The 19,053-nt window shown below is 69.7% G+C and carries 20 protein-coding genes; 16 read left to right on the top strand and 4 right to left on the bottom strand.

From position 1 onward, the window contains the following. Nucleotides 1-70: 70 nt before the first annotated feature. The 4 genes from AAIL17_RS12155 to AAIL17_RS12140 form a co-directional block, all read right to left on the bottom strand. Nucleotides 71-520: a flagella synthesis protein FlgN gene (locus AAIL17_RS12155; protein ID WP_424683110.1), complete on the bottom strand. Its 450-nt coding sequence runs from the start codon at nt 518-520 to the stop codon at nt 71-73. Between the two features lie 9 nt (nt 521-529). Next, nucleotides 530-853: a flagellar biosynthesis anti-sigma factor FlgM gene (flgM, locus tag AAIL17_RS12150; protein WP_424683109.1), complete on the bottom strand. Its 324-nt coding sequence runs from the start codon at nt 851-853 to the stop codon at nt 530-532. Nucleotides 854-946: 93 nt separating this feature from the next. Then, nucleotides 947-1,642 (bottom strand): flagellar basal body P-ring formation chaperone FlgA, encoded by a 696-nt coding sequence (gene flgA / locus AAIL17_RS12145; RefSeq protein WP_424683108.1) that lies wholly within the window; start codon nt 1,640-1,642, stop codon nt 947-949. Beyond that, nucleotides 1,642-2,946, bottom strand: a complete 1,305-nt coding sequence (locus tag AAIL17_RS12140; protein WP_424683107.1) for a methyl-accepting chemotaxis protein — start codon at nt 2,944-2,946, stop codon at nt 1,642-1,644. Before AAIL17_RS12140 ends, flgA begins: the two co-directional genes overlap by 1 nt. Before the next feature lie 323 nt (nt 2,947-3,269). On the opposite strand from AAIL17_RS12140, the gene AAIL17_RS12135 reads away from it, so the two are divergent. The 16 genes from AAIL17_RS12135 (at nt 3,270) to AAIL17_RS12060 (ending at nt 18,876) form a co-directional block, all read left to right on the top strand. Continuing rightward, a complete protein-coding gene (locus AAIL17_RS12135) occupies nt 3,270-4,199 on the top strand; it encodes a chemotaxis protein (RefSeq protein ID WP_424683106.1) in 930 nt (309 codons plus the stop codon). Nucleotides 4,200-4,400: 201 nt separating this feature from the next. Then, nucleotides 4,401-4,805: a flagellar basal body rod protein FlgB gene (gene flgB / locus AAIL17_RS12130; RefSeq protein WP_327478934.1), complete on the top strand. Its 405-nt coding sequence runs from the start codon at nt 4,401-4,403 to the stop codon at nt 4,803-4,805. After that, nucleotides 4,805-5,227, top strand: coding sequence for a flagellar basal body rod protein FlgC (gene flgC, locus AAIL17_RS12125; protein WP_424683105.1), 423 nt, complete (start codon nt 4,805-4,807; stop codon nt 5,225-5,227). Before flgB ends, flgC begins: the two co-directional genes overlap by 1 nt. A 9-nt stretch (nt 5,228-5,236) precedes the next feature. Then, a complete protein-coding gene (locus AAIL17_RS12120) occupies nt 5,237-5,887 on the top strand; it encodes a flagellar hook assembly protein FlgD (protein WP_424683104.1) in 651 nt (216 codons plus the stop codon). Between the two features lie 46 nt (nt 5,888-5,933). Next, nucleotides 5,934-7,154, top strand: coding sequence for a flagellar hook protein FlgE (gene flgE / locus AAIL17_RS12115; protein WP_424683103.1), 1,221 nt, complete (start codon nt 5,934-5,936; stop codon nt 7,152-7,154). A gap of 21 nt (nt 7,155-7,175) precedes the next feature. Next, nucleotides 7,176-7,916, top strand: a complete 741-nt coding sequence (gene flgF / locus AAIL17_RS12110; protein ID WP_424683102.1) for a flagellar basal-body rod protein FlgF — start codon at nt 7,176-7,178, stop codon at nt 7,914-7,916. A 16-nt stretch (nt 7,917-7,932) separates the two neighbouring features. Beyond that, nucleotides 7,933-8,718 carry a flagellar basal-body rod protein FlgG gene (flgG, locus tag AAIL17_RS12105; protein WP_424683101.1) on the top strand — a complete coding sequence of 262 codons (786 nt, stop codon included), beginning with the start codon at nt 7,933-7,935 and terminating at the stop codon, nt 8,716-8,718. A 12-nt stretch (nt 8,719-8,730) separates the two neighbouring features. Further along, nucleotides 8,731-9,408 carry a flagellar basal body L-ring protein FlgH gene (gene flgH / locus AAIL17_RS12100; protein WP_424683100.1) on the top strand — a complete coding sequence of 226 codons (678 nt, stop codon included), beginning with the start codon at nt 8,731-8,733 and terminating at the stop codon, nt 9,406-9,408. Between the two features lie 215 nt (nt 9,409-9,623). Then, nucleotides 9,624-10,718 (top strand): flagellar basal body P-ring protein FlgI, encoded by a 1,095-nt coding sequence (locus AAIL17_RS12095; RefSeq protein WP_424683099.1) that lies wholly within the window; start codon nt 9,624-9,626, stop codon nt 10,716-10,718. Nucleotides 10,719-10,735: 17 nt separating this feature from the next. Beyond that, nucleotides 10,736-11,833, top strand: a complete 1,098-nt coding sequence (gene flgJ / locus AAIL17_RS12090; protein WP_424683098.1) for a flagellar assembly peptidoglycan hydrolase FlgJ — start codon at nt 10,736-10,738, stop codon at nt 11,831-11,833. A 216-nt stretch (nt 11,834-12,049) separates the two neighbouring features. Then, entirely contained in the window at nt 12,050-13,921 is a 1,872-nt protein-coding gene (flgK, locus tag AAIL17_RS12085; RefSeq protein WP_424683097.1) for a flagellar hook-associated protein FlgK, read from the top strand. An 11-nt stretch (nt 13,922-13,932) separates the two neighbouring features. Next, nucleotides 13,933-15,123, top strand: a complete 1,191-nt coding sequence (gene flgL, locus AAIL17_RS12080) for a flagellar hook-associated protein FlgL (protein WP_424683096.1) — start codon at nt 13,933-13,935, stop codon at nt 15,121-15,123. Nucleotides 15,124-15,274: 151 nt separating this feature from the next. Continuing rightward, the gene (locus AAIL17_RS12075; protein ID WP_424683095.1) at nt 15,275-16,702 is read left to right on the top strand and encodes a flagellin; all 1,428 of its coding nucleotides are present in this window, start codon (nt 15,275-15,277) and stop codon (nt 16,700-16,702) included. A gap of 68 nt (nt 16,703-16,770) precedes the next feature. Continuing rightward, a complete protein-coding gene (gene fliD, locus AAIL17_RS12070; RefSeq protein WP_424683094.1) occupies nt 16,771-18,168 on the top strand; it encodes a flagellar filament capping protein FliD in 1,398 nt (465 codons plus the stop codon). A 16-nt stretch (nt 18,169-18,184) separates the two neighbouring features. Then, the gene (fliS, locus tag AAIL17_RS12065; protein WP_424683093.1) at nt 18,185-18,595 is read left to right on the top strand and encodes a flagellar export chaperone FliS; all 411 of its coding nucleotides are present in this window, start codon (nt 18,185-18,187) and stop codon (nt 18,593-18,595) included. After that, a complete protein-coding gene (locus AAIL17_RS12060; RefSeq protein ID WP_424683092.1) occupies nt 18,592-18,876 on the top strand; it encodes a flagellar protein FliT in 285 nt (94 codons plus the stop codon). Before fliS ends, AAIL17_RS12060 begins: the two co-directional genes overlap by 4 nt. The last annotated feature ends 177 nt before the right edge of the window (nt 18,877-19,053 follow it).

The following is a 19,053-nucleotide window of genomic DNA, read 5'->3' as shown; positions in this document are numbered from 1 at the left end:
GGCTGATCCCGCCTGGGGTGGATCTCCACCGGCCTTGCGGCGCGGCGTCCGTAAGGCTTGCGCGCCGGCGTCAGGCCGAGGCCAGGTGGTGCGAGCGCAACGCCGTGCGCACTTCGCCACCGGGTCCGTACAGGCCGCGGGCGTCGCCGCCCTGGCCGCTCAGCACGGCCAGCGCCTCGCGAACCTGGGTCAGCCGCTGGCTGACCAGGCTCCCGTTGCGCTGGTTCATCTCATGGCAGCCGCGCAGCAGTTCGAGCACTTCGCGCCAGCGCGGTTCGACCTGCGCGGCGGCGGACGGCTCGACCTTGAGCAACTGCACGCGCTCGGCGTCCAGTTGCTCGAGCTGCTGCATCAGCGCCTGCTTGCGTGCGCCGGCGCGATCCAGCGCGGCCGCATCGGCGGCCACCAGCGCCTCGCGCTCGGCGGCCAGGGTCGCGGCGAGCTCGGTGACGGACCGGTGCAGGTCCTCCACCACCGCGGCCAGCGCGGTTTCGAGCTCATGGTGCAGCAGCTTGCTCATGGTTGCGGATTACGGCTTCGCCGGACCGGCGATCTGCGCCTCGAGCGCGATCATCTTGTCGGCGATGGCGGCCGGATTGACCTGGTAGCTGCCGTCGGCGATCGACTGGCGGATCTTCTCCACCTTCTTGCTGTCGATCGTGCCCTGGCCGTCCACCTTGGCGGCGTCCTGCAGCGCGCGCGCCGAGTCGGTCAGGCGGACGCTGTCGTCCTTCGGCGTCACGGCGGCGGGCGCGTCGCTGGCGGCATTGCCGCCCGACGCCGGGCCGTTGGCCTGGTTGCCGGGAGCCTGCGGCAGGAGGGGCAAGCCGTTGTTGGAAATGGTCGTGTTCATCGGTCCTTCTCGCGTAAGTTGGGCCCTGTCCCCAGGGGAATCGGCGGGGTCGGGAAAAACTTTAGCCTCGTCTGTCGTGCCGGTCCGGTTCGTTCAGGGTAGCGCCACGACCACGCCCGGGGCGCGCACGATGGCGTCGACCACGCGGCCGGAATTGCCGTTGCGTACCCGCATGCGGGCGCCCGCGTCGCCGCTGCCCAGGGCGACGCCCTCGGCGCGCACCGCGATGCCGTCCAGTTCGGCCACCAGTTGCACGTGGTCGCCGGCGCGGACCATCTGCCGGCCGCCCAGCGCGCTGGGGGTCAGCACGCTGCCGGCGGCGACCGGCCGCGACAGGCTGCGCTCGGCGACCTGGTCCATGCTTTCCACGTAGCCATAGGGCAGGTGGGTGACGTCACGCGGCTCGGCATGCACGTCCGCCGCCACGATGCCGTCGCCGCGCACCAGCGGCCGGCTGGCCACCAGCACCTGGCGGAACACGTGCAGCTCGACCGGCACGCGCAGGGTCCAGCCGTCGGCGGCCGGGCAACGCACCAGCACGCTCAGCCGAGGCGTCATGCGCAGGCCGCCGGGGAGGCTGGCGGCGAGCGGCGCGGCGCAATCGGCGATGCGCAGGCGCGGGTCCAGCGCCTCGGACTTCACCTCGACGCGGCTGCCGGGCGCGGCGTACTGCCGGGCGACGAACTGCTCGGCCTGTGCGCGCACGTCCGCCTCCGACAGCGGCGCGGCCAGGGCCGGCAGGACCGTCCCCAGTAACGCGAGCAGCAGGCAGCGGCGCGCCAAGGCCATCAGGCTTCGGCCAGCAGCGCGGCGAGCTGGACGACCAGCGCCTCGCGGTCGGATTCCAGCCGCTGGCTGATCTGCTGGGCCTGCTCCACCTGGCCGTTGCACAACAGGCCGACGAAGGCGCTGCCGTGCTCGGACAACCGTGCGCCGGCTTCGCTGAGCGCGCCGGCGGCCGGGTGCTCCGGATGCTGCGCGGCCAGGCGGCGCACGGTGCGGTCCAGCGCCTCGGTATCGAACCAGCGCCGGTCCAGCGCGCCCGGTTCGAGCAGCGCCAGTTCCATCGCCTGGCGGATGCCCTGCGCCGATTCGCGCACGGTCAGGCTCAGGCTGGCCGGGTCGTTGCCGGCCTCGTGTTCGAGCCAGCCCAGCGCCAGCCGGTGCGCCAGCAGCGCGGCGCGGCTGAGCGCCTCGCTCTGCCGGCGCGCCTCGGTGCTGCGGCGCTGCAGGGCGCCCAGCGCCGCCTGCGCGGCGGCCGCGCGGGCCTGCTGCACGTCCTGGCCCTGGCGCAGCTGGGCGATCTTCTCGCTGGCGCCGGCCAGCGCCTCGCCGCTGCGGCGCATCGCCGCGTCGGCCTGGATCACGCCGGACTGCGCCTGCTCCAGCCGCTGCATGCCCTGCTGCACGTCGCCGTCCAGCTGCTGCGAGAAATCGCCGATGGAACCGGTGACCGTCTCGATCTCGGTGGTGGCCTGGGTGGTCTTCTCGGCCAGTTGCTTGACCTCGTCGGCGACCACCGCGAAGCCGCGGCCGGCCTCGCCCGCGCGGGCGGCTTCGATGGCCGCGTTCAGCGCGACCAGGTTGGTCTGGTGGGCGATCTCCTGCACCACGCCGGTGAGCTTGCCGATCTGCTCGACCTGCTCGGCCAGGCGCGCCTGGTTGCGGTTCATCGCCGACAGCGCGCTGCGCAGCAGGCGCAGCTGGCCGTCCAGTTCGCTCACGCCGGCGCTGCCGGTCTGGCGCGCCTGCTCGACCTGCGTCAAGGCGCTGGCGACCTGCTGCAGGGCCGTCGAGATTCCGGCGCTGGCGTCCGTCAAGCGGCCGACGCCGTCGCGGCCTTCCTGGGTGGCCTTGTCCAGCGCGGACTGCTCGCGGCCGAGCATCTGCGCGGCGGCGAGCACCAGGCCCTGCTGTTCGAGGGTCTGCAGCGCCATCGCCGCAGGCCGACCACCGTCGAGGCGGGCCAGCAACGGCGCCAGCGCGCGGGCCACGGCCGGGTGCTGGCGCGACAACTGTTCGAGGCGTGCCTCGTCGCCAGCGGCGGCCGCTTGGACCAGCGCGGCCAGGGACTGGCTACGGATCAGGCTCATGGAGATGCGGTTTCCTGCGGATGAATGGGAAGGACATCGTCTGGATGCGTCGAAACTTGAACAAGCAACGCATGTGCCAGCGTGCGGCGTTCCCGATCCTTCCCCCGCCTGCGGGGGAAGGTGCCCGAAGGGGCGGATGGGGGAGGCCTTGCGAGAAGCCCGTCCAGGCATCCCGCCCAAGAGCGCCCCCATCCGCCTGTCGGCACCTTCCCCCGCGTTCGCGGGGGAAGGACGCAAGCGCGTAGCGAACCGGCTCAAGCGCCGGAGCGCCCCGCCGATATGCAGGGACGGGCCGCGGCCCGCCGATCCCCGAGGAGAAACGCATGGCCGGCGCCCTGCTGGAAAACGTCGAACGCCAGACCCGCCTGGCCGGGCACAACCGGGTGGCGATGCTGCTGTTCCGGCTGGGCGACGCGCAGTTGTTCGGCATCAACGTATTCAAGGTGCGCGAGGTGCTGCGTCGGCCGCCGCTGGAGCGCATGCCCGGCGCGCACGCGCTGATCGCCGGCAGCTGCGACTACCGCGGGCAGACCATCCCGGTGATCGACCTGGCCGCGGCGCTGGGCTATCCCCCCTTGATCGACGAGCCGTCCGCGCACCTGATGGTCACCGAGTTCAGCCGCTCGGTGCAGGGCTTCCTGGTCTCCGACCTCGCGCACATGGTGCATTGCGAGGGCGAGTCGCTGGTCGCGCCCAGCACCGCGCTGGGCTTCGGCTCGCGGGTGAACGCAGTCACCCGCGTCAATGGCGCGCTGGTGGCGGTGGTCGACGTGGAGCACGTGCTGGCCAGCATCGACGCCACGCCGCACGAACTCTCGGCGCAGATGCAGCGCGCCGCCGGCGCCCATCCGCTGCGCCCGCGGCGGGTGCTGGTGGCGGACGATTCGCTGATCGCGCGCCGCCGCCTGGTCAGTCTGTTCAAGCAGATGAACATCGAATGCGTGGTGGCGCAGGACGGCCGCGAGGCGCTCGACCGCCTGCACGAGCTGGCCGCGCTGCCGCCGGAGGAAGGCGTCAACCTGGTGGTGTCCGACATCGAGATGCCGCAACTGGACGGCTACGCGCTGACCCGCGCGATCCGCGAGACGCCTTCGCTGCGCCGGCTCAAGGTGGTGCTGCACAGCTCGCTCTCCGGGCTGTTCAACGAGGCGATGGTGCGCGAGGTCAACGCCGACCGCTTCGTCACCAAGTTCCAGCCCGACCTGCTGGCCCAGGCGGTGATCGAGCTGCTGCCGGATGACGAGGCGTCGTAGGGTCGGCTTCAGCCCACCGCTTTCGGCGGCGTGATGGTGGGCTGAAGCCCACCCTACGACCCCGTCAGAAAACCGACTCCAGGGTGCAGCCGGAAAACCGTTCCACCCCGCAAAGCCAGCCACGGCGCGGCTTCGCGCGCCCATGGCACACAACTTGCCTCCAGCTCCGTGCGGACGATTCGACCCGCGCGGAGGCAAGCGATGAGCCAACCCATCGACAACCTGTTCGGCATGCACACCGGCGCGCTCGCGCTGTGGCAGCGTCGTACCGAGGTGCTGGCCAGCAACCTGGCCAACGCCGACACGCCCGGCTACCTCGCCCGCGACGTCGACTTCCGCAAGGCGCTGGCCGCCGCCGGCGGCAGCGGCGACGGCAGCCTGCCGCTGGCCGCGCCCACGCCGGGGCAGATCGATCCGGTCGCCCAGGCGCGCGACACGCTCGCCTACCGCGTGCCGACCCAGCCCAGCATGGACGGCAACACCGTCGACGCGCAGCAGGAACAGGCCGCCTTCGCCGCCAACGGCGTGCACTACCAGGCGAGCCTGGCCTTCATCACCGCGCAGATCCGCATGCTGCGGACCGCCATCACCGGAGGCCAGGGCTGATGTCGCTGTTCAACATTTTCAACGTCGCCGGCTCCGGCATGGCGGCGCAGTCCACCCGGCTCAACACCGTGGCCAGCAACCTGGCCAACGCCGACAGCGTGGCGAGCACGCCGCAGGCCGCCTACCGCGCGAAGGAGCCGCTGTTCGCGGCGATCCGCAACGGCCTGGACGGCAAGCCGGCCGAGGCCGGCAGCGAGGGCGTCAAGGTGCTCGGCGTCACCGAGAGCCCGAACGCGATCACCAGCCGCTACGAGCCGGGCAACCCGCTGGCCGATGCCGACGGCTACGTCTACCAGAGCAACGTCAACCCGGTGGACGAGCTGGTCAACATGATCTCGGCCTCGCGCTCCTACCAGAACAGCGTCGAAGTGATGAACACCGCGCGCCAGCTGATGCAGAAGACGCTGGATCTCGGGAAGTAAGGAACGGTCATGAGCGATATCGCAGTCAATGCCTCCAGTTCCGCCGGCGCCGCCGCGCAGTCCGCGCAGAAGGACAACAAGACGCTGAGCCAGGCGGATTTCCTGAGCCTGCTGATCCAGCAGATGCGCAACCAGGATCCGACCCAGCCGATGGATTCCTCGCAGATGGTCAGCCAGCTGGCGCAGATCAACCAGGTGTCGGCCACGCAGAACCTGCAGGCCTCCTTCGACGCGCTCGCGCAGTCGATGCAGGGCAACCAGTTGCTGCAGGCCTCCAGCATGGTCGGCCGCAGCGTCACCGTGCCTTCGGGCGCGGGCAAGCTGCAGGGCGGCGCGCTCGACGGCGCCGTCAACGTGCCCGACGGCGGCGGCCACACGCTGGTGAAGATCACCGACAGCGCCGGCGACGTGGTGCGCACGATCGACCTGGGCACGCAGACCGCCGGCCTGACCGACTTCCACTGGGACGGCACCGGCAACGACGGCGAACCGTTGCCGCCGGGCGTCTACGGCCTGAGCGCCCAGGTCGGCAACACCGCGGTGGCGACCTACGTCACCGGCAAGGTCGCCGGCGTGGGCATGACCGGCGCCGACGGCGCCTACCTGGACGTGGACGGCTTCGGCGGCGTGCTGCTGAGCCAGGTCGCGCGCGTCAACTGATCCACATCCATCAACCGGAACCCACACCCGTACAGGGGAAACACCGATGGCTTTCAATATCGCGCTGAGCGGCCTGAATGCGGCGTCCAAGGACCTCGAGGTCACCGCCAACAACATCGCCAACACCGGCACCGCTGGCTTCAAGGGCTCGCGTGCCGAGTTCGCCGAGCTGTTCAACTCGGCCGGCCGCAACCTTTCGGCCACCGCCATCGGCAGCGGCGTGCGCCTGGCCGACGTGTCGCAGCAGTTCGGCGCGGGCAACGTGGAGAACACCGGTAACAGCCTGGACTTCGCCATCAGCGGCGACGGCTTCTTCACCATGCGCGACGGCAAGGGCTACTCCTACACCCGCGCCGGCGCCTTCCACCAGGATTCCAGCGGCAACGTGGTCAACGCCAGCGGGCAGCACCTGCAGGTGTACGCACCCACCGCCAGCGGCTTCGACACCAGCCGCCTCACCGACCTCAAGCTGACCGACGCGCAGAGCGCGGCCAAGGCGACCGCCAACGTGGCGATGTCGCTGAACCTGCCCTCCGACGCGACGCCGCCGACCACCACGCCGTTCAGCCCCACCGACGCGTTGAGCTACACCCAGGCCACGCCGTTCACCGCGTACGACTCGCTGGGCGCCACCCACAACGGCACGGTCTACTTCGTCAAGGACGCGGCCGCCAATACCTGGAACGCCTACCTGTACGTCGACGGCGTCTCCGCCGGCGCGCCGCAGGCGGTGTCGTTCAGCAGCAGCGGCGCGCTGGCCACACCGGCGGGCGGCAAGCTCAACTTCGGCGCGCTGTCGGTCAGCCCGGGTGCCGACCCGATGGCACTGTCGATCGACCTGTCCAAGGCCACGCAGTTCGGCAACAGCTACAGCCTCAACGCGGTGGATCCGGACGGCTACCCGAGCGGCACGCTCTCGAGCATCGACGTGTCCAGCGAAGGCGTGGTGCAGGCCAAGTATTCCAACGGCCAGTCGGTGCCGCTGGGCCAGCTCGCGCTGGCCAACTTCAGCAACCTGCAGGGCCTGCGGCAGCTGGACAACACCAGTTGGGCGGCTTCGTTCGATTCGGGCGCGCCGGTGATGGGCGCGGCCGGGCAGGGCACCTTCGGTGGCGTGCAGTCCGGCGCGTTGGAAGCCTCCAACACCGCCGACCTCACCGCGCAGCTGGTGAACATGATCAAGGCGCAGCGCAACTACCAGGCGAACGCGCAGGTGATCTCCACCGACGACAAGCTCACGCAAACCATCATCAACATCCGCAACTGACGCTGACGCCCGAGGCCTCGCATGGATCGTTCGCTCTACGTCGCCATGACCGGCGCCACGCAGATGATGCGGGCGCAGACGGAAGTGGCGCACAACCTGGCCAACGCCGACACGGTCGGCTTCAAGGCGCAGATGTCGGCCTTCCAGGCGCTGCCGGTGCAGGGCCCCGGCATGGCCACGCGGATCAACGGCGTGGCGCAGGGCGAGGGCGTGGACCTGCGCTCGGGCGCGGAGATCCAGACCGGCCGCGAGCTGGACGTCGCCGTGCAGGGCGATGGCTGGATCGCGGTGCAGGCGGCCGACGGCAGCGAGGCCTACACGCGCGCCGGCAACCTGCAGCTCACGCCCGACGGCCTGCTCACCGATGCGCGCGGCAACCTGGTGATGGGCGACAGCGGCCCGATCAGCCTGCCGCCGGCCACCCAGGTGAGCATCGGCAACGACGGCACGGTTTCCGTGGTGCCGACGGGCCAGGGCCCGGAAACGCTTGCCACGGTCGGCCGCATCAAGCTGGTCAACCCGCCGCCAAATCAGCTCGCGCTGGGGAGCGACGGCCTGATGCACTTGGCTGGCGGCGCCCCGGCGCAGGCCGACCCGGCGGTGGGCCTGAAGTCCGGCGTGCTGGAGTCCAGCAACGTCAATCCGTCGCAGACGCTGGTGCAGATGATCGAGCTTTCGCGCCAGTACGAACTCCAGGTCAAGGCGATCAAGAACGCCGACGACAACGCGCAGTCGGCGACCCGCCTGCTCTCGCTCACCTAAGTTTCAGGAGACAACCATGTTCTCTTCCCTGTGGGTCGCCAAGACCGGTCTGGATGCGCAGCAGACGCGCATGGACGTGGTCTCGCACAACCTCGCCAACGCCAACACCACCGGCTTCAAGAGCTCGCGCGCCTCGTTCCAGGACCTGGTCTACCAGAACCTGCGCCAGCCCGGCGGGCAGACCACCGAGCAGACCAACGCGCCGTCCGGCCTGATGCTGGGCACCGGCGTGCGCGTGGTAGGCAACGAGAAGCTGTTCACCCAGGGCAACATCGAGCAGACCGGCAACTCGCTGGACCTGGCGATCCAGGGCCGTGGCTTCCTGCAGGTGACCATGCCCGACGGCTCCATCGCCTACACCCGCGACGGCTCGCTGCACATGGACCAGAACGGCCAGGTGGTCACCGCCAACGGCTACGCGGTGGACCCGGCGATCACCATTCCCGCCAACGCGCAGTCGATCACCATCGGCAGCGACGGCACGGTCAGCATCACGCTGCCGGGCCAGGCCGCGCCGCAGCAGGTGGGCACCGTGCAACTGGCCGACTTCATCAATCCCGCGGGCCTGCAGCCCAACGGCGACAACCTCTACCTGGAAACCGCCTCGAGCGGTTCGCCGCAGATCGGCCAGCCGGGCCTCAATGGTCTGGGCACGCTGGCGCAGGGCGCGCTGGAGTCCTCCAACGTCAACGTGGTCGAGCAGATGGTCGACATGATCGAGACGCAGCGCACCTACGAGATGAACTCCAAGGCCATCTCCGCCGCCGACCAGATGCTGCAGTTCCTCACCAACAAGACCTGAGCACAAGCCGTCATGTCCCTGCTCCGCCTTTCCACCGCTGCCCTCGCGCTGTCGCTGCTTGCCGGCTGCATGGCCATGCCCGCGCGCGACGACGGCCAGTGGGCGCCGACCCCGCCGATGCAGCCGCCGGTCGCCGCGGCACCGGCCGACGGCTCGATCTACCACGACAACCAGAACATGGAGCTGTTCTCCGACGCGCGTGCGCATCGGGTGGGCGACATCCTCACCATCGCGCTGGTGGAAAGCACCCAGGCCAGCAAGAAGGCCAGCACCAGCACCAGCAAGAAAGACAAGGCCGACCTCGCCGCGCCGACCATCCTGGGCAAGGGGCTCACGATCAACGGCAACTCGGCCAGCCTGGGCCTGGACGGCGAACGCACCTTCGACGGCAACGGCTCGTCCAGCCAATCCAACCAGTTGACCGGCTCGATCACCGTCACCGTGGCCGAGCGGCTGTCCAACGGCAACCTGATCATCCGCGGCGAGAAGTGGCTGACCATCAACCAGGGCCAGGAACTGGTGCGCATCTCCGGCATCGTGCGCCCGCAGGACATCAGCCCGGACAACTCGGTGCCCTCGACCCGCGTCGCCGACGCGCGCATCAGCTACACCGGCCGCGGCACGCTGGCCGACGCGAACACGCGAGGGTGGCTGTCGCGCTTTTTCAACTCGAAATGGATGCCGTTCTGATGAACGCCATGAACTCCAACCCCGCGCGCACTGCTCCCTCTCCCCTCCGGGGAGAGGGCTGGGGTGAGGGGACGATTGTCGCGAGTGGCGCTCGTCGGACGCGCTCTGCTTTTGCTTCTTTCCAACACCGCCTGCACAACCTTTTCCGCAAGAGTGGCCCCTCACCCCAACGCTCTCCCCCATCCTTGATTAGGAAAGAGGGAGAGGGAGCTGGTGTGTGGCTTGCCTTGGGGATCGCGCTCTGCCTGCTGGCCGCTCCTGTCCACGCCGACAAGATCCGCGACCTCGCCTCCGTCGGCGGTGTGCGCTCCAACCAGCTTATCGGCTACGGCCTGGTCGTCGGCCTCGATGGAAGCGGCGACCAGACCACCCAGGCCCCGTTCACCACGCAGAGCCTGGAGAACATGCTCCAGCAGTTCGGCATCACCGTGCCGCCGAACGCGCGCCCGCAGCTGAAGAACGCCGCGGCCGTGACCATCACCGCCGAACTGCCGCCCTTCGCCAAGCCCGGCCAGACGATCGACGTCACCGTCGCCTCGATCGGCAACGCCAAGAGCCTGCGCGGCGGCGAGCTGCTGATGTCGCCGCTGCGCGGCGCCGACGGCAACGTCTACGCGATTGCCCAGGGCAGCGTGGTGGTCGGCGGCGTCAGCGCGCAGGGCAAGAGCGGCTCCAGCGTGCAGGTGAACATTTCCGCCAGTGGCCGCATCCCCAACGGCGCCTCGGTCGAGCGCAGCGTGCCCAGCGCGTTCGGCAACGCCGGCGACCTGATGCTCAACCTCAACACGCCCGACTTCACCACCGCCGCGCGCATCGCGCAGGCGATCAACGCGGCGTTCGGCGCCGGCACTGCTCAACCAGTCGACGGCGGCACGGTGAGCGTGCGCGGCCCGCAGGATCCGGGGCAGAAGGTCGCCTGGCTGGGCATGGTCCAGCAGCTAGACGTTACCCCGGGCGACGCGCCGGCGCGCGTGGTGGTCAACTCGCGCACCGGCACCGTGGTGATCGGCTCGGACGTCAAGGTGACGGCCGCTGCGGTGGCGCATGGCGCGATCCAGGTGACCATCAGCGAACAGCCGCTGGTCAGCCAGCCGCAGCCGTTCTCGCGCGGCCAGACCGCGGTGGTGCCCAGCTCCGACGTGCAGGTCAGCGAGGACGGCGCGCACATGTTCAAGTTCGGCCCCGGCGTGAGCCTGGACACCATCGTGCGCGCGGTGAACCAGGTGGGCGCCGCGCCCAGCGACCTGATCTCGATCCTGCAGGCGCTCAAGCAGGCTGGCGCGCTTCATGCAGAACTCGTGGTGATCTAGCTACGCGCGACGGAAACATGACGCCCGCCAACGCCAACTTGCCCGCGCTCGACACCTGGACCGACCTGTCCGGGTTCAACCAGTTGCGCGCGCAGGCGCAGGACGACGGCAAGGCGGCGCTGCCGAAGGTCGCCAAACAGTTCGAGGCGATCTTCACCCAGATGATGCTCAAGTCCATGCGCGAGGCGAACGCCAGCTTCGGCGACAACGCCATGGGCGACAGCGAGCAGGGCAAGGCCTACCGCGACCTGTTCGACCAGCAGCTTTCGCTGTCGCTCTCGCAGGGCAACAACGGCCTGGGGATTGCCCGCATGCTGGTGCGCCAGCTCGGCGGCAAGGACGCCGAGCCCAAGGCCGCGCCGGCCACCGATGACAAGGCGCTGCTCGCCAGCGTCGCCGTCGGCGCGCTGCCGGGAGGCGCCGCCGCCAGCCTGTTCGGCCCGCTCGCCGCCGGCGCCGAGGCCGGCACCCGCGCGTTGCTGCACCTGGGCGAAGGTACCGACGCCCAGGGCGACGGCCTGCTGCAGCTCACCGCCGATGCCGGTGCCGCGCAGGACTGGCGCGCCACGCTGGGCAAGCTGGCCCAGGGTGCGGCGAACGTCGTCAGCAAGTTCATCCCGGGCGACCCGGTCGGCTTCGTGCAGGCGATGGCGCCGCACGCGCAGGCCGCGGCCGACAAGCTCGGCGTCTCGGTGCGCGCGCTGCTGGCGCAGGCCGCGCTGGAGACCGGCTGGGGCAAGCACCTGCCGCACCGGCACGACGGCTCCAGCAGCTTCAACCTGTTCGGCATCAAGGCCGGCGGCGGCTGGGACGGCGACAAGGTCAGCGTACCGACGCTCGAATACGAAGGCGGCGTGGCGGTGCGCAAGCGCGACAACTTCCGCGCCTACGACAATCCCGGACAGGCCTTCGCCGATTACGCGCGGATGCTTTCGGACAACCCGCGCTACGCCCGCGCGCTGGGGCAGGGCGAGAACGTCGCCGGCTTCGCCCACGCGCTGAGCCGCGGCGGCTACGCCACCGACCCGGCCTACGCCGCCAAGCTCACCGCGATCGCCAACAGCCCGCAGATGCGCGAGGCGCTGGCGGCGCTGGACGCGGGGACATTCAAGTGAGGCGTCAAGTTGCCGTCACAGCAGGCATGACGCATGCCTCCCCGCAAGGCCCCCTCCATCCGCCTGTCGGCACCTTCCCCCGTGGAACGGGGGAAGGCTCGGTAGGCGGCCACTCGAATCCTTCCCCCGTTCCACGGGGGAAGGTGCCCGAAGGGCGGAAGGGGGCGAGCTTGCCTCGACCCTCCTATCCGTGCGCCATAAGAACGGAAAACCCCCATGGCTGACCTGCTTTCGACCGGCGTCTCCGGCCTGCTTGCCGCGCAGGTGGGCCTGAGCACCACCGGCCACAACGTCTCCAACGCCAACACCGACGGCTACAGCCGCCAGCAGGTGACCTTCGCCGCGCGAGCGCCGCAGGCCGAGGGGCGCTACTACGTGGGCACCGGCGTGGACACCCAGGCGGTGCAGCGCGCCTACAGCCAGTACCTCAATACCGCGCTGTGGTCGGCGTCTTCCTCCAAGGGCCGCGCCGATGCCTACCAGGCGCTGACCGACCAGCTCAACAACCAGCTCTCCGGCAGCAGCAACCTGCAGAGTTCGCTGGATACCTTCTTCGGCGCCGTGCAGGACGTCGCCAACGCGCCGGCCGACGCTTCCGCGCGCGGCGTGCTGCTGGCCCGCGCCGGTGCGCTGGCGAGCACCTTCCGCGCGCTGTCCGGCCAGTTCAACAGCCTGGACGGCCAGGTGCAGCGCCAGCTCACCGACACCGTCGCCTCGATCAATTCCGACAGCGCCGCGATCGCCAAGCTCAACGAGCGCATCCGTGCGTCCACCGGCGGCGAGCCGTCCGACCTGCTCGACCAGCGTGACGCGCTGATCAAGAAGCTCTCCGGCGAAGTGGGCATCAGCGTGGCCAAGCAGGGCGACGGCACGTTGAGCGTCTTCGTCGGCAACGGCCAGGCGCTGGTCAGCGGCACGCAGTCCTACGAACTGGGCACCGCGCCGAACGCCTACGATGCGACCCGGCTGGAAGTGGTCGACAAGGGCACCGGCGCGGTGCTGAGCGGGCGGATCGGCGGCGGCACGCTGGGCGCGCTGCTGGACTTCCGCAGCAACGTGCTCGACCCAGCGCAGAACCAGCTAGGCCGCGCCGCGCTGGCGATGGCCGACGCCTTCAACGACCAGCACGCGCAGGGCGTGGATCTCAACGGCCAGCTCGGCGGCACCTTCTTCAACGTCGCCGGCCCCGCCGTGCAGGCGGCCAGCGGCAACGCCGGCAGCGCCACGGTCACGGCCGGCATCAACGATCTCGGCGCGCTGGGCAGCCAGGACTACGTCTTGTCCTTCGACGGCAGCGCCTGGAACCTCAAGGACGGCAGCGGCGCCACGGTCGCGATGACCGGCACCGGCACCGCCGCCGATCCGTTCAAGGCCGGCGGCTTGAGTTTCGTGGTCGGCGGCGGCGCGGCCAGCGCCGGCGACAGCTTCCGCATCCAGCCCAGCCGCAACGCCGCGGGCAGCGTCAGCGTGGCGATCACCGATCCGAACAGGATCGCCGCCGCCGCGCCGCTGCTCGGCAGCGCGGCAACGGTGAACACCGGCACCGGCAGCGTGGGTGCGCTTTCCGTCGCCGACGGCACGGATGCGAACCTGTTCACCGCCTCGAGCATCGTGTTCTCCTCGCCGACCAGCTACAGCATCGATGGCGGTCCGGCGCAGACCTTCACCCCCGGCACGCCGATCGTGCACAACGGCTGGAGCCTCGCGCTCGACGGCGCGCCCGCCGCCGGCGACAGCTTCAGCGTGCAGGCCAACACCAACGCGCGCGGCGACAACTCCAACGCGCTCAAGCTCGGCGCGGTGGCCAACCTGGGCGTGCTCGACGGCGGCGCCACCAGCGTCGGCGGCGCCTACGGGCAACTGGTCGGCCAGGTCGGCAGCGCCGGCTCGCTGGCGGACGACGCGGCCACCACGCAGACGGCCGTCTACAACCAGGCGATGGCCGCGCAGCAGAGCGTCAGCGGCGTGAACATGGACGAGGAAGCGGCCAACCTGGTGCGCTACCAGCAGGCCTACCAGGCATCGGCGCAGATCATCACCGCCGCCAACACCGTGTTCAACGCGCTGCTCGGCGCGTTCAAGGGCTAAGGGGTCCAGCCATGCGAGTTTCCACCAGCTGGATGCAGCAGCAGTCGGTCAACACCATGATGGAGCGGCAGGGCGACCTGTCCGACATCCAGACCCAGATGGGCACCGGCAAACGCATCAACCAGCCCTCGGACGATCCGGTCGGCGCCGCGCGCGCAGTCGAGCTGACGCATCTGGGCGCCGATACCGCGCAGTACCAGCGCAACATCACCTCGGCCAATGCGCGGCTGGGGCTGGAAGACCAGACTCTGTCGTCGGTCAGCGACGTGCTCGACCGCGTGCGCACGCTCACCCTGCAGGGCATGAACGCCACCCAGACCGACGAGTCGCGCGCCGACATCGCCGCCGAGCTGGTGCAATTGCGCGGGCAGCTGCTGGGCATCGCCAACAGCAAGGATTCGCAGGGCGACTACATCTTCGCCGGCAACCGCACCGGCGCGCAGCCGTTCGTCTCGCAGGGCAGCGTGAGCTACGTGGGCGACCAGGGGCAGCGCATGGTCGCCGCCGGCCCGGGCCTGCAGGTGGCCACCGGCGATCCGGGCAGCGCGATCTTCATGGGCATTCCCACCGGCAACGGTACGTTTGCCGTGGGTGCCGCCGCCGGCAACACCGGCAGCGCAGTCGCCGGCGCCTCCAGCGTGGTCGACGCGACGGCGTGGGACGGCGGCAGCTATCAGGTCACCTTCACTGCGCCTGGCACCTACGAGGTGCGCGACGGCGGCGGTGCGCTGGTGACCAGCGGCAGCTACGACACGCAGAAGGGCGGCATGGTCGCCTTCAAGGGCGTGCAGGTGGCCTTCTCCGGCACGCCTGCCGCGGGCGACAGCTTCAACGTGGCGCCGTCGTCGACACAGAGCGTGTTCGACACGATGGACGGCATCATCGCCAACTTCACGCAGGCCAACACCGGCGGCGCGGACATGCAGAACGCGCTCAACGGACAACTGGCCAACCTCGACCAGGCGATCGGCTCGATCACCCGCACGCGCGCAGCGGTCGGCGCACGCATGAACGCGCTCGACCAGCAGGGGTCGCTCAACGACGACCTCACGCTGCAGTACAAGACCGCGCTGTCCGATACGCAGGATCTCAACTACTACGACGCGGTGAGCAAGCTGAGCCTGCAGAGCTCCGCGCTGCAGGCCGCGCAGCTCACCTTCAGCAAGCTGCAGAACATGTCGCTGTTCGATTACCTGCGCTGAAAAACGCGGCGCAAAAAAAGTCAACAGGGTGTACTCAAGTTTCCACGGGGGAAGTCGAAAAAGGGTCTGAGGCGGCGGTGTTCCAATCGGCATCCCGCTGACTACCACCGCCGAACCAACGGCATCAAAGACCCTAGACGGAGACATTCCCATGGTCATGAGCGTTCTCACCAACATCAGCTCGCTGAATGCGCAAACCAATCTGGCGAAGTCGCAGAGCAAGCTGTCCACCGCCATTGCGCGCCTGTCCTCCGGCATGCGCATCAACAGCGCCAAGGACGATGCCGCGGGCCTGGCCATCGCCACCCGCTTCACCACCCAGATCAACGGCCTGAACCAGGCCGTGCGCAACGCCAACGACGGTATCTCCCTGTCGCAGACCACCGAGTCGGCGCTGGACGAGGTCACCAACAACCTGCAGCGCATCCGCGAGCTGGCCGTGCAGTCGGCCAACGCGACCAACTCCGATTCCGACCGCTCCGCGCTGGACGCCGAAGTGCAGCAGCGCCTGGCGGAAGTGACCCGCATCTCGCAGCAGACCACCTTCAATGGCCGCCACGTGCTGGACGGCTCGTTCGGCCAGGCCGCCTTCCAGGTCGGCGCCAACGTCGGCGAGACCATCTCGGTCGACCTTACCAAGGGCACCCGCGCTTCGGACATCGGCGCGATCGCCACGGCGTCCAGCGACATCAGCGGCGCCTTCTCGAGCGGCGGCAGCGCCGCGACCGCGTCGGTGGCCACCGCCGCCAACGGCAGCGGCGTCGACTTCAGCACCACCAACCAGGACTTCACGATCGACGGCAACGCGGTCTCGCTGACCACGGCGTACGCCGACCAGGCCGCGATGGTCACCGACATCCAGGCGCAGTTGGATGCCAGCGCTTCCGGCGCGTACACGGTCGCCGCCAGCGGCACCGATGGCTTCACCATCACCACGACCGCGACCGGCACCGCCAGCGCGATCACGGTGGGCGGCACCGACGCGGCGTTCATCACCGGCAACACCAGCGGCGCCGACGCAGTGGCGGGCACGGCCTCCAGCCTGACGCTCGCCGCCGGCGACTTCAGCATCAACGGCACTGCCATCACCGGTACCTTCGCCGATTCCAAGTCGCTGGTCGACGCGATCAACAGCAAGGGCATCAGCGGCGTGTCGGCCTACCTGGACGACACCGGCAAGGTGAAGATCGACTCGCAGGATGACCTGGTGCTGGCGGGCGCGAACACCTCGATGGGCTTCACCATGGGCACCACGACGGCCTCCGGCTCGCTCAGCGGCGTGGACGTCAAGACGGTGTCCGGTGCCAACGACGTGATCAACCGCATCGACTCGGCCCTGCAGTCGATCAGCTCGATCCGCAGCGACCTGGGTGCGGTGCAGAACCGCTTCGATTCGACGATCGCCAACCTGCAGACCATCTCGCAGAACCTCGATTCGTCGCGCAGCCAGATCCAGGACGCCGACTTCGCGGCCGAGACGGCCAACATGTCCAGCGCGAACATCCTGCAGCAGGCCGGTGTCTCGGTGCTGGCGCAGGCCAACTCCACCACGCAGAGCGTGCTGAAGCTGCTGCAGTAACAGCGGCAACCACACGGGAGGCGGCCGTGGCGACACGGCCGCCCTTCCCATAAAAGGATTCCAAGACCATGGCCATCACCGTCGGCTCCAGCAGTTCCTCCAGCGCGCTCTTCTCCGCCGCAGGCATCGGATCCGGACTCGACGTCGACAGCCTGGTCAGCCAGCTGGTGGCGGCCAAGAAGAAGCCCCAGCAGGACCAGATCACCGCCCAGGCCACCAAGGCGCAGACGCAGATCTCGGCCCTCGGCCAGGTCAGCGCAGCGCTTTCGGCGCTGAAGTCGGCGCTGGCTTCGCTGAGCGACGGAAGCGCCCTGGCGGCACATGCGGTCGCCGTGGGCGACAGCGACGTGCTTTCCGCCACCGCCCGCACCGACGCGGTCAACGGCAGCTACACGATCGCGGTGACCAAGCTCGCCGGCGCCATGAAAGCGTCGTCCGGCGCGTTCGCCGACAGCGACGCGACGGTCGGCACGGGCACGCTGACGATCGCCGTCGGCGACCAGCAGATGAGCCTGGACATCGACTCGGCGCACGCCTCGCTCGCGCAGATCCGCGACGCGATCAACCAGTCGTCCGACAACCCCGGCGTCAGCGCCACCATCGTCACCGGCACCGACGGCGCGCACCTCGTGCTGCGCGGCACCCGCACCGGTGCGGACAACGGCTTCAGCGTGAGCGCCAGCGGCGGCGACGGCGGCCTCTCCGCGCTCGGCTACGACCCCAACGCGGCTTCCGGCAACGGCCTCACCGTCATCGATGCGGCGCAGGACGCCGAGTACACGATCGACGGGCTGCCGGGCCACAGCGCCGGCAACACCGTCAGTACCGCCATCGACGGGCTGACCCTCAACCTGGCCGCCGAAGGCACCAGCACGGTCACGGTCTCGAGCGATACGGCCAAGGCGACCAGCGCGGTCACCAACCTGGTCAACACGTACAACAGCTTCGTCGGCATCTACAAGAACCTGACCAAGTACGACGCCACCACCCAGACCTCGGGCGCCCTGATCGGCGACGCCACGCTCAACAGCATCAAGAGCACGCTGGCGGCGGTCATGGGCGGCACGTCCAACGGCGGCACGCTGAGCGACATCGGCGCGACCCTGCAGTTGGACGGCACGCTGAGCCTGGACAGCGGCAAGCTGAGCGACGCCTTGTCCAACGGCGGCGCCGCGGTCTCTTCGCTGTTCGGCGGCGACGCCGGCCTGGCCGGCAAGCTCAACGGCGCGCTGGACAAGTGGATCGGCAGCGACGGCATCCTGGAAACGCGCACCGACAACCTCAACAAGCAGTTGTCGGACCTGGACGACCGCCAGAGCGAGCTCGACAGCCGCATGGACGCGCTGACCACGCGCTACACGCGCCAGTTCAGCACGCTCGACACGCTGCTGACCAAGCTCAACAGCACCAGCAGCTACCTGACCCAGCAATTCGACGCGCTCACCGCGGCGAACAAGAACAAGTAAGACGGAGGAACCCACCATGGCATTCGGACAGGGCGCCAACGCCTACCAGCAGGTCCGCTCGCACGGCGGCGTGGAGTCGGCCGATCCGCACGGCCTGATCACGCTGCTGATGGACGGCGCGCTGGAGCGCCTGGTCACCGCGCGCGGGCACATGCAGCGCGGCGAGATCGCGCCCAAGGGCGAGGTGATCGGCCGCTGCATCGAGATCATCGGCGGCCTGCGCGACGCGCTCGATCCGAAGGTCGACACGCCGCTGGTCGGCCAGCTCGACCAGCTCTACGACTACATGGGCCGGCGCCTGCTGCACGCCAACCTGCGCAACGACGTGTCCGCGCTGGACGAAGTCAGCGCGCTGCTGCAGAAGGTGCGCAACAGCTGGGTGCAGGTGCCGCTCGAGGCGCGCCGCCCGGCCGGCGCCGGCGCATGAACGAACAACTGCCGATGGCGCTGGCCCTGGCGCTGACCCGCGCCATGCTCGACGCCGCCCGCACCGGCGACTGGGAGCAGGTGGTCGCGCTGGAAGCCGAACGCCAGTCGCTGGTGATGCAGCCGGTGTCGCAGGACGAGGACAGCGTGCGCCAGCTCGGCGACCTGCTGGCGCTGGACCGCGAACTGCGCGCGCTGGTCACCCAGGCGCGCGATACCGCCGGCGGGCAGTGGCAGGCCGAACACGACCGCGCCCGGGCGATCGCCGCCTACGGCGGCTGAGCCAGGCACCGCTTCCTGACGAGAGAGCCGCCTCTTGGCCCCCTCTCCCCTGCGGGGAGAGGCCTGGGTGAGGGGCAAGGCTTGCGGGAAAGTCGAGCAAGCCGGAGGTTGCTCCCTCTCCCCTCCGGGGAGAGGGCTGGGGTGAGGGGCCAAGGCTTGCGGGAAACCACGGAAAAG

This window comes from Frateuria sp. YIM B11624, from assembly GCF_049727805.1.
In the GTDB taxonomy this organism is placed as follows: domain Bacteria; phylum Pseudomonadota; class Gammaproteobacteria; order Xanthomonadales; family Rhodanobacteraceae; genus Frateuria_A.
This window is presented reverse-complemented; position numbering and strand designations above follow the sequence as displayed.